Raw genomic sequence first — 14288 nt, forward strand, 5'->3', positions numbered from 1 at the left:
ATTTATAGAATGCTAAAGTAAGATATATTTTGTGGAATTGAAAATTTGTAGGTCGGGTTCTTTAGAAAAAAGATACAATTGAATCCGCTTCATCAAGAAAATATACCCTGCGGAGCAGACTAATTGAATGCAGTTGCATCCTTGAATTTTATAAGCAACGCATTAAAAAATTCAGTATTGTGCAGATATTCAATTCAAACTTTAGAATCCTATTTTTTTTTAGGGCAATCCTATTTAAAATCTTATATTTGGATTTAGTAATTAAAACACTGTTTATGAAATCTTTTTTAAGTTTACTTTTTGTAACCTCGCTGCTTTTAACCTCTTGTAAAAAGGAAGCAGAAACCCAAAATACCACTCCAACAAACGTTGTTCCTTTTACGGAAGTTGGCAGACAAATGAAAACTGAAGCTGCTGCAGCTAACCAACCACAAAATACAACTGCTCAGCCAACAACCTCTGCCGCCGGTGCAAATCCAGCTCACGGTCAACCAGGTCATCGTTGTGATATCCCTGTTGGAGCACCTTTAAATTCTCCAATTGCTACAACAACTCCACAACAAAACAAACCAGTAACTACTGCTACTGTTACAACGACAACAACCCCAACTGTTGCAACTACTCTTCCAACAACTCCAACCGCTGAAGGAATGAACCCGCCACATGGTCAAGAAAATCACCGTTGTGATATTGCCGTGGGTGCGCCATTACCAAAATAGAATTTGAAACAATTCCTCAAGATAAAAACTGGCGTAAATTCTGAAGAGTTTACGCCACTATTAGTTTTTGGTATCAATGCCATAAAAAAAAAAGAAATTTTTTAGAATAAAATAATTTGCAAACCCAACATTATGAAACCATTTTTAATTTTTGATTTTGATTTAAAGAGCGACCTTAGCAATTGGAAAATTGTAAATGATGCTGTGATGGGCGGAGTATCCGAAAGTAAAATCTATCTGAATACAAATGGAGAGGGAACTTTTGAAGGCAAAGTATCTTTAGAAAATAATGGTGGATTTTGCGCTGTAAAATATACTTTTGATCCATTAATTTTAAAAAGCGCTACACATTTTTGCATTCGGATTAAAGGGGACGGTAAACAATATCAATTCAGAGTCAAGACTCATCGAACTGATTCCCATTCATATGTATTTCCTTTTCAAACTACCACAGATTGGCAAACGATTGAAATTCCAATCACGGAATTGTATCCTGCTTTCAGAGGACAAAAACTAAATCTGGCTAATTATGACGGTTCTAATTTAGAAGAAATTACATTTTTGATAGGCAATAAAAAAGAGGAAACATTTCAATTGCTAATTGATAGCATTGAGGTAAAATAAATATTATTCAAACTTTTTTTGTACAAACTTAAAGTCATATTATTAATTTCGACCAAAGAAAAACATAGATTGAAACTGTTAATTTTTCTATCTTTGCGCCTCTGAAATCCAACAAAAATGAACATCAAATTGATTGCTATCGGTAAAACTGATAACAAAGCCTTACAATCTTTAATAGACGATTATACCAAACGTTTGTCTTTTTATATCAAGTTCGATTTAGATATTATTCCTGATATCAAGAACGTAAAAAACTTATCCGAAAGCCAACAGAAAGAAAAAGAAGGCGAATTGATTTTGGCAAAAATTACACCTACGGACCAACTTATTTTGTTGGACGAAAACGGAAAAAACTTTTCCAGTGTAGCTTTTTCAGAAGAATTACAAAAGAAAATGAACTCCGGAGTGAAGACTTTAGTTTTCGTAATTGGCGGTCCTTACGGATTTTCTGATACTGTTTATGCTAAAGCACAAGGAAAAATATCGCTGTCTTTAATGACATTTTCCCATCAAATGGTGCGGTTGTTTTTTATCGAGCAATTGTATCGTGGCTTCACGATTTTAAGAAACGAACCGTATCATCACCAGTAATTATTTTGTTTAAAGTTTTCTTTGTTTGAAGTTTAGTAAATAAATTCTTCCTGTTTTATATTAAATTCCGACGATGGCAACTTTAAACCATTAATGAAAATTTTGTTTTGAATGTAACTTCCAAAATTCAAGTTTTTATCAAAGCAAAAAACATATTGGACAGCTTCATTATTTGGTACTTTATCAAAATAGGTTTGCAACTCTTCTTCTTTTACCACAATATCATCTACTAAAATTTCATTGTTTTTAGTAAAAAAGACCGCAACTCCTGACTTTGGTTTTTCCATTTTGTAATACACATTGGTAAAAGGAATAAAAGCTAGATTTTTTCCAATTGTATCTGCGTAAGAATAATAATTTTCGGCCTTTTCATTCTTGTGTGCTTTTTCTTCGCGCTTCTTTTGTTGCAACTTCATGATTTCCGGAATGGCAAGTCGCAACGGTAAACGTTTGTCAACATTTAGAATCCAATTGGTCGAAATAATACTGTTTTTACGGTTTACATCTGCTAAGGTATCATTTCCTTTTATTCTAAAAAAAATATAGATTGGAGAAAGATCATCTACATTTTTGACAATTGTTGTATTTGCTTTTGGCAACAAAATGTCTTCTTTCTTTCCACAAGAATATAGAGTAAAAAGAACAATCAGCGTAAAATATTTCATCTTTATAAATTTATTTTATTGAATAAGGTAACACATTCCATCGCTTCTTTAACATCGTGAACTCGAAGAATTTTTGCTCCTTTGGTTAACGCCAAAGTATTCAAAACCGTAGTTCCGTTCAATGCATTTTCGATTGTAGTTTCAAGCGTTTTATAAATCATGGATTTTCTGGAAATCCCAACAAGAAGTGGTAACTCCAGCATATTAAACAATTCCATTTTTTTAAAAACTTCGTAATTTTGAGTTATTGTTTTGGCAAAGCCAAAGCCCGGATCGATTATTAAATCATTGATTCCAAAACTTCTGGCCATAGACACTTTCTCCGAAAAATAGAACGAAATTTCTTTTACAATATCATCGTAATCTGTGAGTGTTTGCATCGTTTGCGGATTACCTCGCATGTGCATCATAATATACGGAACATTATATTTTGCAATTATCTCAAACATTTTATCATCCAGATTTCCTGCTGAAATATCGTTGATGATAGCTGCACCGCTTTCTATTGAAGTTTTTGCCACTTCACTTCTAAAGGTGTCAATCGAAATTATTGTCTCTGGAAAATTCTTTAGAACCAAATCAACAATAGGATTAATTCTCGAAATTTCTTCTTGTTCCGAGACAAATTCTGCATTTGGTTTACTGGAATAAGCGCCAATATCTATAAAAGTTGCGCCATCAAGGAGCATTTTTTCAACTTGAGAAAGTATTTCCGTTTCATTTTTATACTTTCCACCATCAAAAAAAGAGTTGGGCGTCACATTCAAAATTCCCATTACTTTGGGAGTTGATAAGTCAACAAGTAATCCTTTGCAGTTAATAGTCATTCGTTTACAGTTTTAAAGACTTCAAAATTCGACATTCAAAAAAATTATCTTATTTTTGGAAAAATTTCAAGACAAATATACACCAATAATGAAGAATACTTCAAAGGAATATGACACGGTGATTGCGACTTGTCGTGCACTGTTTATCAACAAAATGAAAGATTACGGATGTGCTTGGCGCATTTTAAGATTGCCTTCATTGACGGATCAAATCTACATTAAAGCCCAAAGAATTAGAAGTTTACAAGAAAACGAAGTTCGAAAAATTGATGAAGATGAAACAGGAGAATTCATCGGGATTATCAATTATTCGATTATGGCTTTGATTCAATTGGAATTAGGCGTTGTGGATCAACCCGATTTAGACGTTGCTAAAGCCACTGAATTATACGATGCTAAAGTCAAACTGACCAAAGATTTAATGGAAGACAAAAATCATGATTATGGGGAAGCTTGGCGCGAAATGCGTGTGAGTTCACTGACTGATTTGATTTTACAGAAACTACTTCGTGTCAAACAAATTGAAGACAATAAAGGAAAAACATTAGTTTCTGAAGGAATCGATGCTAATTATCAGGATATGATAAATTACTCGGTTTTTGCGTTGATTCTAATGGGTTTTGGAAATAAATAATAAAAAGCTGTCACAAAAATGAAAAATATAATTACGCAATTTTCTCGAATTTTCGTTGGAATCCTATTCATTATCTCCGGTTTAATCAAACTGAATGACCCGATTGGGTTTTCGTATAAACTGGCGGAGTATTTCAGTGAACCTGTTTTCAACATGCCCTTTTTTGTTCCGTTTGCATTAGGAATCGCTTTATTTTTGGTGATTTTAGAAGTGGTTTTGGGGATTATGTTGCTCATTGGTTACAAGACCAAATTCACTATTTGGAGTTTATTAATCCTGATTGTACTGTTTACTTTCCTAACTTTTTATTCGGCTTATTTTAATGTAGTAAAAGATTGTGGTTGTTTTGGAGATGCTTTAAAACTGACACCTTGGCAATCGTTTACTAAGGATATCGTTTTACTTTTCTTTGTTTTGATATTATTTTTTAATCAAAAATTGGTGAAACCTTTGTTTACCAATAATGTACAAAACATAGTCATTTACGCCAGTATCGTTTTATCGTCACTTATGGGAGTTTGGGTTTTAAACCATTTGCCATTAATCGATTTCAGACCTTATAAAGTAGGAAACAATATTCAAAAAGGAATGCGAATTCCTGATGGAGCTGAAAAATCAGTGGTAGAAATGGTCTTTATTTACAAAGTTGGCGGTGTCGATAAAGAATTTACTGAAAAAGATTTGATGGCAATTCCTGAAGGCGCCGTATTTGTAGACCGAAAAGACAAAGTTATTACAGAAGGTTACGTTCCTCCTATTCATGATTTTACAATGGAAAAAGACGGATCTGAGTATAAAGAAGAATTTTTAGAAGCACCAAAATTGATGTTGATAACCGCTTACGATTTAACAAAAGCGGATCATAGTGGAATGGCAAAATTAGAAAAACTGAATCAAGATGCGAAAGCAAAAGGATATCAGGTGATTGCAATGACAGCTTCTTCACCAGAAGAAATAGCTGCTGCAAAAAAACAATTCGGATTGACATTTGACTTCTATTTTTGTGATGCGATAACCGTAAAAACAATTGAAAGGGCCAATCCAAGTATTGTTTTGATTGAAAAAGGAACAATAAAACAAAAAGTTCATCATAATGATATTGCAGATTTAAAATTCTAAATAAACCATAAAACTAAAAAGTCGTAGAGTCCGAAACAGGAAACTTTACGGCTTTTTTGTTTAAAAGAATGGCAAGTTCTATTCCGAAAAAACACTAAGTCAAAATCATTCAATTATTTTTGAACTATAACGATATTGCTTTATCATTTTCGGATAATGCTTTCAAAATTTCTTATTCTGTATAACGCATTCAAATTCTTTGTTTAACTTTGTTTAAAAACTATACTATAATGAAACGAATAATAGCATTACTACTTGCGTTTGTCACCTTCTCTTGCACATCAAATGCACAAAAAACTAAATTCTCAAAAGAAGCTTTATCTGAAACCCTTTTAGCCACTGATGGAAGTCAAGTCGCTTTTAAAGATATTTTAAAACAGTACAAAGGAAAAACATTAGTAATTGAAGTTTGGGCTTCTTGGTGTGGTGATTGCGTAAAAGCAATGCCTAAACTAAAAGAATTACAAGCTAATAATCCTGATGTTGCTTACTTGTTTATTTCAATGGATAAAACTGCTGATAAATGGAAAGCTGGGATTGAAAAACATCAATTAAAAGGTGGACATTTCATGGCAAACGATCAAATGAAAGGTGTATTTGCAAAAGCTGTGGATGTGGATTGGATTCCTAGATACATCATCGTAGACAAAACTGGAAAAATAGTATTGTACCGCGCTATTGAAACAGATTTTGAAAAAATAAATGAAACCTTACTAAGTTTGAAATAATTATTCTAGCTATTATTTTTCAAACCATATAAAATTAAAACCAAAAACTAAATATAACACAACGAAAATGAGAAAGAAGATTGTTGCAGGAAATTGGAAAATGCATAAAAATGCAGAACAAACTGAAGATTTATTAAATGAACTAATAGCAAAAATACCAACAGACACTACTGTTCAGGTTATTGTAGCTCCTACTTTTGTGAACTTAGCCTCTGCTGTAGATCATTTAGAGTTTACTAATATTGATGTTGCTGCACAAAACGTTCATCAAGCCGAAGGCGGCGCTTTCACTGGTGAAATCTCAGCAGATATGTTAAAAAGTGTTGGTGTAGATATCGTAATTTTAGGACATTCAGAGCGCAGAGCGATATTTCATGAAACAGACGCTTTGATTGCTAGCAAGGTAAATACAGCTTTGGAACATGATATGAGAGTTATTTTTTGCTTTGGAGAAGAATTAAAAGATCGTCAAACAAAAAATCATTTTAATGTGGTAGAAAACCAATTGCGAGATGGGTTATTTCATATTGAAGCAAAGGACTGGGATAATATTGTTTTAGCTTATGAGCCAGTTTGGGCAATAGGAACAGGAGAAACTGCCTCTCCGGAACAAGCACAAGAAATGCATGAATTTATTAGAGAAACTGTTCGTAAAGCTTTTGGAGGCGATATTGCTGATAACGTATCTATTCTTTATGGAGGAAGCGTGAAACCTGATAATGCAAAAGAAATATTCTCAAAACCTGATGTAGACGGTGGTCTTATTGGTGGTGCTGCATTAAAAGCTGATGATTTTGTATCAATTATAAATGCAATATAAATTTCATTTTTAGAATTTATAAAAAAAGCGGTGATTTATTTTCACCGCTTTTTTTTTAAATACCTATTTCTACCTGAAAACGTAAATACCAATTATTCTTAGTACTTCCGTCGAAATAATTTAAAGTGTCAAAAGTCAATTCGCTTTGCAGCTTAAAAGTGTGTTCCCAAATATATTTGGTTAAACCAACAGTATATTGTTTAGAATTTGGAGCCAAAGTCCTAATATCTTCACCTACTTTTTGAGTGGAATACCTGCCAATAACTTCATAATTTGATGGGAAATTATAACTCAACTGATGATCAAATCCATTCCCTACATAAGCAAAATTAGATTGTGAAATATCGTCCGGATTAATAGTAACAGCATTCCTGGATGTAGTTCTAGACATGTAACTAGACATCGCTGCCCAACCGTTGTATTTTAACATCACATCCAACATCACTGATTTCATAGTACGTTCGTCAAACAAGTCATTCCCTAACTGTCCTTGTGTTCTTTTGGCATGATTATTTTGCTGAAAAGCTCCAGAAAGCATCAGTTTTGGCTTTTTTTCTCTTACAATATCCCCTTCAAAATAGGTCCCGTCCCTAGAAAAAGCTCCAAAGGGTAATAACTCCACTTTTCCGGTTACAGCAACTCCTGCATCTGCATTTCCTGTTATATTACGTCCTTCACCTGTTGAAACAGCAGTTTTGATATTATAAGAAAATTTATCTTGAAATTCATTCATATTATGAACTTGGAAACCAAAATCCCTATCAATTGTAAATCTGGCGTTATTAATGGAGCGATCCGTTAATTGAAGACCACCTGAAGAATTTACACGTTGACGGTTTCCTGGTAATTTTGTTTGCCCAAAACTGATATTCCAATGTTTATTAGGTCTGTAAAAAACAACCGCATCACGAATAATATTAATATTTTCTCCTTCTTGAATTTCTCCCACATCGCCTGGGGCAAATGATAATTGGACTGCATATAAAAATTTTGGTGAACCCACATATCCGTCAAATCGCAAACGCAAACGTCTGATTTGTCCATCATAAACGCCATCTTCTCCTTCATTTTCAGTATAAGTAACTCTGTTTTGCATTCGAAAACGAATATTCAATTGGTATAAACTGTCTGGAGAAGTAATTCCAATCCCTTTACCAAAGCTGTAATAAGGAAGTGCAGATAATTTTAAGTCATTATCTTGTTTATTTTGCTTTATAGTAACTTGAGCATTGCCGGCAATACTAAGCAGAAAAACAAAAAATAAAATGATTTTTTTCATTGTGTAGTTGTGTGTTAGTGCTACAAATGTAAAATAAAATTTGATTTACAAATGCCGTTTAAATAGTGATTGTTACCTTTGCAAAAAAAATAAGCATGTCAAACATATATATCGGGTACCATTTTACTATTGAGCCTAAAGAACTAGGTTCTGAAATATTAATCGCAGAACTGGGAGAAAGAGCATTTGAGAGTTTTACGGAAACTGAAACTGGGATTTCAGCTTTTGTACAAAAAGATTTATGGGATGAAATGATTCTTGATGACATTCATATTTTACAATCAGATGAATTTACTATCGATTATACTTTCGAAGAAATCGAACAAGTCAACTGGAATGAAGAATGGGAAAAGAATTTTGAAGCAATCGATGTTGATGGAAATTGTCACGTACGCGCCCCTTTTCACCCAAAAACAGATGCCGAATTCGATATTGTTATCGAACCAAAAATGAGTTTTGGAACAGGTCACCACGAGACAACTCACATGATGATCCAGCATTTATTAGAAATAGATGTTACCGGAATGAAAACGCTGGATATGGGATGCGGAACTGCCATTTTAGCAATACTTGCCGAGATGAAAGGAGCACAACCAATTGACGCCATTGATATTGATAATTGGTGTTATTTGAATTCAATTGAAAATGCTCAACGCAATAATTGTAAACACGTCACAGTTTATGAAGGTGAAGCAGCATTATTAGCCGGTAAAAAATACGATTTAATTATTGCTAATATTAACAGAAACATCTTGTTGAACGATATGCAAAGTTATGTTGACAGTTTAAATCCTAATGGAACACTACTTTTAAGTGGGTTTTATCAGGAAGATATTCCATTTATAGATGCTTCTTGTACTGAAAAAGGACTGACTTATGTTAAAAAATTTGAAAGAAACAATTGGGTATCTTTAAAATACGTAAATTAGTAGTACTATTTTTTATTAATTACGAAAGTACAAAAACCTACATAATGAGTACTAAAGAAAAAGTAAGAGAAAGAGTCAGTGTAAAAGAAACAATTAGTTTAGACAATGAAATAGTGGTTTACAACGATGATGTAAACACTTTTGACCATGTCATTGAAACTTTGATTCGTGTTTGTAATCACACTCCGGAACAAGCAGAGCAATGTTCATTAATTGTACATTATAACGGAAAGTGTACCGTAAAAACGGGTCCTTATGATAAATTAAAACCGCAATGCACTCAATTATTACAAGCAGGATTAAATGCGGAGATAATTTAAGTACAGTAAAAACTTCCACTAGAAATAAATTACTGTGAATAATTCAAAAACATTCTCTTTTATTCTATATTTGAATAATAAAAAGTGTTTTTATGGAAGAATACGGTAAAATTTTAGTTTTTGCAATGCCCCTATTTTTGATATTGATTATCATCGAGAAAATATATGGGCATTACAAAGGGGAAGATACTTCACCTAATATGGATTCTGTTTCGAGCGTAAGTTCTGGAATGGTAAATTCCCTAAAAGATGTTTTGGGACTCAGCATCACGCTTGTTTCTTACGATTGGATTGCTTCTAAAATAGCCTTATTTGATCTTCAAGCAACCTTTTTTACCTACTTTATCGGATTTATTGCTATTGATTTTTATGGCTATTGGAGTCATCGACTGTCACATCAAATTAATTTTTTATGGAACAAACACGCGATTCATCACAGTAGTGAAGAATTCAATTTGGCCTGTGCCCTGCGCCAACCTGTTTCCAGTTTTGTCAATCTGTTTACCTTTTTATTAATTCCGGCGGCTCTTTTAGGAGTTCCCTCCAAAGTGATTGCTATAACACTTCCTATTCATTTATTCCTTCAATTTTGGTACCACACCAAGCACATTAAGAAAATTGGTTTTCTAGAAAACATACTGGTTTCTCCCTCCCATCACAGGGTTCATCATGCCATAAATCCAGAATACATGGACAAAAATCATTCACAGATATTTATTATTTGGGATAAATTGTTTGGCACTTTTCAAGCAGAATTAGAAACCGTTCCGCCTGTTTTTGGAATCACAAGACCTGCGAGAACTTGGAATCCTATTCGGATTAATTTTCAGCATTTATGGCTGCTGATTACAGATGCTTGGCGCGTCGAAAACTGGAAAGATAAGTTTACCATTTGGTTTAAACCAACAGGCTGGCGTCCAGAAAATTTTGAAGAAAAATATCCCGTAACTAAAATCACCAATGTCTATGATTTTGAAAAATATGGAGTCCAATATTCTAAAAAACTGATGTACTGGTCTTTATTTCAAGCAATAATAACGTTATTACTTATTAGTTACCTCTACAATTCAATCGCGTTAATAGGTTTGCCAAATGTATTTATTTACGGAGCGTTCATTTTCCTGACCGTTTACAGTTACACAGAATTAATGGACACCCGAAAAATTTCTGTGTTTTGGGAAAGTATCCGGTTTGTATTTGGAATTGGGCTAATTTTCTATTTTGGAGATTGGTTTGGGATGAATCAACTCTTCCCATTTGCGAGTTATATTATTGGTGGTTACCTCCTTTTATCCTGGGCTGTAACGGTATATTTTGTCAGCAGTAATTTTGAAAAAGAAACAATGATTATAGCTCAATCTTAAAAATAAAAAATGAAAAGCAACATAATATTAAAAAGGTTCATCGGGTTTAATCTAGTTTATCTTTTGATAATTCTTTTTGGAAAAGAGGAAATTGCCTGGTTTTTCAAACCGTTTTTATTACCGTTTCTAATTCTGGCAGTTTATGTACACGAAAGGTTCATTACTAAAAAAGTTCTTTTGACAGCTTTGACTTTGTCGTGGTTTGGTGATATTATTTTGATGTTTGCTGATAAACGAGAATTATATTTTATTGCAGGATTGATTGCTTTTTTACTTTCACATATTTTTTATATCATACTTTTTAGCAAACAATTAAAGATTTATTTAAAGAAAAGTAAAATCATTTTCTGGATAGGAGTTACAGCAATTACCTTTTATTTAATTGTAATGATGCTGATTTTATTGCCAAGTTTGGGTGACCTAAAAATTCCGGTTTTTGTTTACGCGCTCACAATTTCAATTATGTTGTTATTTGCATTGAAAGGCTTTATGAATTGGCATAAACCTGCCAGCATATACATTTTGGTTGGCGCTATCATTTTTGTAGCTTCAGATAGTATTTTGGCCTTTAATAAATTTTATGCACCGTTGCAATACAGTTCCTTCCTGATTATGGCAACTTATTTACTTGCGCAATATTTGATTGTTATTGGTATTTTGAAATTAAATAAAAAAAAGTAGCATTTCCATACGAGAATGCTACTTTGATATAAAATTTCTAACGATTAATGGGGCAATTTATTTTTCAATAACCCATATAAATAAGTTCCTAAAAGAGCTCCAAAAAGAACTATCAAAATAGTCCAAAAACCTGCTCCAAGTAAGATGAATATTGGTCCCGGACAAGAACCAACCAATGCCCAACCTAAACCAAAAAATAATCCGCCAATCCAGTAACGAGCAGATCCTTTTTCTTTATCTGGAATTTCAATCGATTCTCCTTTGATGTCTTTGATGTTATTCCTTTTTATGATTTGAATCCCAATAATTCCTGTCAAGATAGCCACCGAAATGATACCGTACATATGAAATGACTGAAATTGGAACATTTCGTAAATACGATACCAAGAAACGGCTTCAGATTTAGTCAGTACAATTCCGAAAACAAATCCAACCAATAAATATTTTAGTATATTTTTCATGCTTTTAATTTTAAATTTTAAATGATGATTGCCTATCTACTTTACAATTAATGGCAATAAAAAATGCGCCATTATTAATCCACCAATGAAGAATCCAATTACTGCTTTCAACGAAGGAATTTGTAAATTACTCAATCCTGAAATGGCATGTCCAGAAGTACAACCACCAGCATAACGAGACCCAAAACCAATCAAAATACCACCAATAAGCAGTATGAAAATACTTTTTGGAGATTCTAAAATGGAGATTCCAAAAAGTGCATCCGGTACTAATTTTCCATTTGGAGCTTCGATACCCATTTGTGCTAATTGTGCTATTGTTTTGGGATTTATGTCCACATTTGAAGCATTACTCATAAAATGAACAGCAACAAAACCACCCAGCATTGCACCGAGAACGACTACTAAATTCCAGCGTTGTGCTTTCCAATCAAAATCAAAAAAGGCTACTCGTTTTCCTAAACCCGCCATTGAACACAGTGAACGCAAATTAGAAGACATTCCGAAAGACTTTCCAAAATATATAAGTGCTAACATAATCAAGCCGATTAAAAAACCGGAAACGTACCAGGACCATGTTTGAAAAATAATATCCATATTGTTTTTTTGTGCAAAGATAAGAAGCATTTTACGAGATTTTGGAAGAAATGCTACTTTCGGTAAAAAAGTGGGAATCTAAATTATTAAGGGAACACGCACTAAGGTCTAAAGTTCTGTTTATATTTGTACATTTAAACTGCATGGTATTATAATTGCTATTTAAATTTTATTACCATGTCCTAAAATGAAAAGAATTTAATTTTAAACATATAAGTCATGTAAGCTAAAAAAGTTTATTTGTCAAATTAGGGTTAAAAAGTAAATATAAGTTAAAATATTCTTTACGAGGTAAAGAGACTTTGCTTAAATGAACTACTAACTTTACTCGATTTTATTCAAATTAAAAAACTTATTTTTTCTTATATGTTTAAAAATATGTATTCAACACAATACTGTTATTTCAAGACTTAAGCGAATTACGCAATAAATTTATTTTAAAACATGAACAAATCAATCCTTCTTATTGCTTTACTTATTAGTTTAGCTTCTTGCTCCAGTACGCAATCTACATTGAAAAATACGGATGATAATGCGCCAAACCTTACTCTTTCTAAAGACAATACTTTTCTAATTACGGCATATAGTAAAGACAAAAAATATGGTTATGATAAAGATTACCCAATCAACATTTTCTTTAATAACACTAAAAATGAAACCATCAATCAAGGTCGTTTTTTGAATGCTTTGGCGGGACCTAATGGCGAAAAAATCACATTTACTAAATTAGAAAGTTGCTGCCCGTTTCCAACAAAAAGAAGCGAGTTGGGTGCCGGGTTTCTAGATGTATATGAATTAAAATGGAATGGTCAAAAAAAACCAGTACTACTCTATTTGAACATCTATGAAAAAGGAATATTGATGGTTCCTGTAGGACTTACATTGAAAAAATAATATTTTTCGAATCCCAAAATGTCCTTGCAAAACAATTCCCTAGCCCTGATGCTAGTGAAAATCCTCCCGTTTTTCAGGGAGATTGTAATCTCGTCCTAATGACGAGACAGGAAACAGCTCCTAAAAAAAAGTTAATGTCATAAATTATTTGGAAATCGTAAATAGTAAATCGTAAATCATAACTACCTTTGCACCTTTAAAAAATCATACTATGAACCTACAACATATTCCACAAATCAAATATACTGACAGCGGCAATTTCTTCCTATTAGCAGGGCCTTGTGCCATTGAAGGGGAAGAAATGGCGATGCGAATTGCCGAAAAACTAGTTGGTATTACTGATAATTTACAAATCCCTTTCGTTTTTAAGGGTTCTTTCAAGAAAGCAAACCGTTCTAGAATTGACAGTTTTTCAGGAATTGGTGACGAAAAAGCATTGAAAATTTTAAGAAAAGTTTCAGAGACTTTTCACGTTCCAACTGTTACGGATATTCATACCAATGAAGATGCTGATATGGCTGCTCATTATGTTGATGTGTTACAAATTCCCGCTTTTTTAGTACGTCAAACTGATTTAGTCGTGGCTGCTGCCAATACTGGGAAAGTGGTCAACTTGAAAAAAGGACAATTCATGAGTCCGGAAAGCATGAAGCATGCGGTTCAAAAAGTATTGGATTGTAACAATGAAAACGTGATGGTTACGGATAGAGGAACCATGTTCGGCTATCAAGATATGATTGTTGATTTTAGAGGAATTCCTGCGATGCAACAATACGCAACAACTGTTCTTGATGTTACGCACTCGCTGCAACAACCCAACCAAACAGCAGGTGTAACTGGAGGAAGACCAGATATGATTGAAACCATTGCCAAAGCTGGTATTGCTGTAGGTGTAGATGGAATTTTTATTGAAACCCATTTTGATCCTGCCAATGCAAAAAGCGATGGAGCTAATATGTTGCATTTGGATTATTTTGAATCCTTGATGACCAAGTTAGTTGATATCAGAAAAACAATAAATACATTTTAAATTTAG

General features: G+C 33.1%; 18 protein-coding genes. 13 read left to right on the forward strand and 5 right to left on the reverse strand.

Going from position 1 to position 14288, the window contains the following annotated elements; genetic code table 11:
- Positions 1-275: 275 nt before the first annotated feature.
- The 3 genes from DR871_RS08945 to rlmH all read left to right on the forward strand — a co-directional run bounded on the left by DR871_RS08945 (position 276) and on the right by rlmH (position 1934).
- A complete protein-coding gene (locus DR871_RS08945; RefSeq protein ID WP_113665604.1) occupies positions 276-719 on the forward strand; it encodes a hypothetical protein in 444 nt (147 codons plus the stop codon).
- A gap of 132 nt (positions 720-851) precedes the next feature.
- Complete coding sequence (locus DR871_RS08950) at positions 852-1343, forward strand: CIA30 family protein (RefSeq protein ID WP_113665603.1); 492 nt, start codon at positions 852-854, stop codon at positions 1341-1343.
- Between the two features lie 117 nt (positions 1344-1460).
- The gene (rlmH, locus tag DR871_RS08955; RefSeq protein ID WP_113665602.1) at positions 1461-1934 is read left to right on the forward strand and encodes a 23S rRNA (pseudouridine(1915)-N(3))-methyltransferase RlmH; all 474 of its coding nucleotides are present in this window, start codon (positions 1461-1463) and stop codon (positions 1932-1934) included.
- Between the two features lie 32 nt (positions 1935-1966).
- Here the strand turns inward: rlmH and DR871_RS08960 are convergent, their stop codons facing one another.
- Both DR871_RS08960 and folP read right to left on the reverse strand, forming a co-directional pair.
- Complete coding sequence (locus DR871_RS08960) at positions 1967-2599, reverse strand: hypothetical protein (protein ID WP_113665601.1); 633 nt, start codon at positions 2597-2599, stop codon at positions 1967-1969.
- A gap of 2 nt (positions 2600-2601) precedes the next feature.
- Positions 2602-3426, reverse strand: a complete 825-nt coding sequence (gene folP, locus DR871_RS08965; protein WP_113665600.1) for a dihydropteroate synthase — start codon at positions 3424-3426, stop codon at positions 2602-2604.
- A gap of 88 nt (positions 3427-3514) precedes the next feature.
- Between folP and DR871_RS08970 the strand changes: the two genes are divergently transcribed.
- The 4 genes from DR871_RS08970 to tpiA all read left to right on the forward strand — a co-directional run bounded on the left by DR871_RS08970 (position 3515) and on the right by tpiA (position 6727).
- Positions 3515-4060, forward strand: a complete 546-nt coding sequence (locus DR871_RS08970; protein WP_113665599.1) for a DUF1599 domain-containing protein — start codon at positions 3515-3517, stop codon at positions 4058-4060.
- Between the two features lie 18 nt (positions 4061-4078).
- Positions 4079-5179 (forward strand): BT_3928 family protein, encoded by a 1101-nt coding sequence (locus tag DR871_RS08975; protein WP_113665598.1) that lies wholly within the window; start codon positions 4079-4081, stop codon positions 5177-5179.
- Between the two features lie 230 nt (positions 5180-5409).
- Positions 5410-5907, forward strand: a complete 498-nt coding sequence (locus tag DR871_RS08980; protein ID WP_113665597.1) for a TlpA family protein disulfide reductase — start codon at positions 5410-5412, stop codon at positions 5905-5907.
- A gap of 67 nt (positions 5908-5974) precedes the next feature.
- The gene (tpiA, locus tag DR871_RS08985; protein WP_113665596.1) at positions 5975-6727 is read left to right on the forward strand and encodes a triose-phosphate isomerase; all 753 of its coding nucleotides are present in this window, start codon (positions 5975-5977) and stop codon (positions 6725-6727) included.
- A 55-nt stretch (positions 6728-6782) separates the two neighbouring features.
- On the opposite strand, the gene DR871_RS08990 is transcribed toward tpiA, so the two are convergent.
- Positions 6783-8006, reverse strand: coding sequence for a porin (locus DR871_RS08990; protein ID WP_113665595.1), 1224 nt, complete (start codon positions 8004-8006; stop codon positions 6783-6785).
- Positions 8007-8101: 95 nt separating this feature from the next.
- Here DR871_RS08990 and prmA point away from each other — a divergent pair, with 95 nt between their 5' ends.
- The 4 genes from prmA (at position 8102) to DR871_RS09010 (ending at position 11300) form a co-directional block, all read left to right on the forward strand.
- The gene (gene prmA / locus DR871_RS08995) at positions 8102-8935 is read left to right on the forward strand and encodes a 50S ribosomal protein L11 methyltransferase (protein WP_113665594.1); all 834 of its coding nucleotides are present in this window, start codon (positions 8102-8104) and stop codon (positions 8933-8935) included.
- A gap of 44 nt (positions 8936-8979) precedes the next feature.
- Positions 8980-9255 carry an ATP-dependent Clp protease adaptor ClpS gene (locus DR871_RS09000; RefSeq protein WP_113665593.1) on the forward strand — a complete coding sequence of 92 codons (276 nt, stop codon included), beginning with the start codon at positions 8980-8982 and terminating at the stop codon, positions 9253-9255.
- Between the two features lie 92 nt (positions 9256-9347).
- A complete protein-coding gene (locus DR871_RS09005; RefSeq protein WP_113665592.1) occupies positions 9348-10619 on the forward strand; it encodes a sterol desaturase family protein in 1272 nt (423 codons plus the stop codon).
- 9 nt (positions 10620-10628) lie between these two features.
- On the forward strand, positions 10629-11300 hold the full coding sequence (locus DR871_RS09010) for a lysoplasmalogenase (protein WP_113665591.1): 672 nt from the start codon (positions 10629-10631) through the stop codon (positions 11298-11300).
- 44 nt (positions 11301-11344) lie between these two features.
- On the opposite strand, the gene DR871_RS09015 is transcribed toward DR871_RS09010, so the two are convergent.
- Together DR871_RS09015 and DR871_RS09020 are read right to left on the reverse strand one after the other, a co-directional pair.
- A complete protein-coding gene (locus tag DR871_RS09015) occupies positions 11345-11761 on the reverse strand; it encodes a DUF6691 family protein (RefSeq protein ID WP_113665590.1) in 417 nt (138 codons plus the stop codon).
- A gap of 36 nt (positions 11762-11797) precedes the next feature.
- The gene (locus tag DR871_RS09020) at positions 11798-12358 is read right to left on the reverse strand and encodes a YeeE/YedE family protein (RefSeq protein WP_113666040.1); all 561 of its coding nucleotides are present in this window, start codon (positions 12356-12358) and stop codon (positions 11798-11800) included.
- 444 nt (positions 12359-12802) lie between these two features.
- Between DR871_RS09020 and DR871_RS09025 the strand changes: the two genes are divergently transcribed.
- Both DR871_RS09025 and kdsA read left to right on the forward strand, forming a co-directional pair.
- On the forward strand, positions 12803-13252 hold the full coding sequence (locus DR871_RS09025; RefSeq protein ID WP_113665589.1) for a 2-dehydro-3-deoxyphosphooctonate aldolase: 450 nt from the start codon (positions 12803-12805) through the stop codon (positions 13250-13252).
- A 211-nt stretch (positions 13253-13463) separates the two neighbouring features.
- A complete protein-coding gene (gene kdsA, locus DR871_RS09030; protein ID WP_113665588.1) occupies positions 13464-14282 on the forward strand; it encodes a 3-deoxy-8-phosphooctulonate synthase in 819 nt (272 codons plus the stop codon).
- Positions 14283-14288 lie beyond the last annotated feature (6 nt).

Source organism: Flavobacterium petrolei (assembly GCF_003314435.2).
In the GTDB taxonomy this organism is placed as follows: domain Bacteria; phylum Bacteroidota; class Bacteroidia; order Flavobacteriales; family Flavobacteriaceae; genus Flavobacterium; species Flavobacterium petrolei.

What these genes read in the sequence shown, in the direction of transcription:
- DR871_RS08945 (WP_113665604.1), top strand. Translation starts at nt 276, where the DNA reads ATGAAATCTTTTTTAAGTTTACTTTTTGTAACCTCGCTGCTTTTAACC.
- DR871_RS08950 (WP_113665603.1), top strand. Translation starts at nt 852, where the DNA reads ATGAAACCATTTTTAATTTTTGATTTTGATTTAAAGAGCGACCTTAGC.
- rlmH (WP_113665602.1), top strand. Translation starts at nt 1,461, where the DNA reads ATGAACATCAAATTGATTGCTATCGGTAAAACTGATAACAAAGCCTTA.
- DR871_RS08960 (WP_113665601.1), bottom strand. Translation starts at nt 2,599, where the DNA reads ATGAAATATTTTACGCTGATTGTTCTTTTTACTCTATATTCTTGTGGA.
- folP (WP_113665600.1), bottom strand. Translation starts at nt 3,426, where the DNA reads ATGACTATTAACTGCAAAGGATTACTTGTTGACTTATCAACTCCCAAA.
- DR871_RS08970 (WP_113665599.1), top strand. Translation starts at nt 3,515, where the DNA reads ATGAAGAATACTTCAAAGGAATATGACACGGTGATTGCGACTTGTCGT.
- DR871_RS08975 (WP_113665598.1), top strand. Translation starts at nt 4,079, where the DNA reads ATGAAAAATATAATTACGCAATTTTCTCGAATTTTCGTTGGAATCCTA.
- DR871_RS08980 (WP_113665597.1), top strand. Translation starts at nt 5,410, where the DNA reads ATGAAACGAATAATAGCATTACTACTTGCGTTTGTCACCTTCTCTTGC.
- tpiA (WP_113665596.1), top strand. Translation starts at nt 5,975, where the DNA reads ATGAGAAAGAAGATTGTTGCAGGAAATTGGAAAATGCATAAAAATGCA.
- DR871_RS08990 (WP_113665595.1), bottom strand. Translation starts at nt 8,006, where the DNA reads ATGAAAAAAATCATTTTATTTTTTGTTTTTCTGCTTAGTATTGCCGGC.
- prmA (WP_113665594.1), top strand. Translation starts at nt 8,102, where the DNA reads ATGTCAAACATATATATCGGGTACCATTTTACTATTGAGCCTAAAGAA.
- DR871_RS09000 (WP_113665593.1), top strand. Translation starts at nt 8,980, where the DNA reads ATGAGTACTAAAGAAAAAGTAAGAGAAAGAGTCAGTGTAAAAGAAACA.
- DR871_RS09005 (WP_113665592.1), top strand. Translation starts at nt 9,348, where the DNA reads ATGGAAGAATACGGTAAAATTTTAGTTTTTGCAATGCCCCTATTTTTG.
- DR871_RS09010 (WP_113665591.1), top strand. Translation starts at nt 10,629, where the DNA reads ATGAAAAGCAACATAATATTAAAAAGGTTCATCGGGTTTAATCTAGTT.
- DR871_RS09015 (WP_113665590.1), bottom strand. Translation starts at nt 11,761, where the DNA reads ATGAAAAATATACTAAAATATTTATTGGTTGGATTTGTTTTCGGAATT.
- DR871_RS09020 (WP_113666040.1), bottom strand. Translation starts at nt 12,358, where the DNA reads ATGGATATTATTTTTCAAACATGGTCCTGGTACGTTTCCGGTTTTTTA.
- DR871_RS09025 (WP_113665589.1), top strand. Translation starts at nt 12,803, where the DNA reads ATGAACAAATCAATCCTTCTTATTGCTTTACTTATTAGTTTAGCTTCT.
- kdsA (WP_113665588.1), top strand. Translation starts at nt 13,464, where the DNA reads ATGAACCTACAACATATTCCACAAATCAAATATACTGACAGCGGCAAT.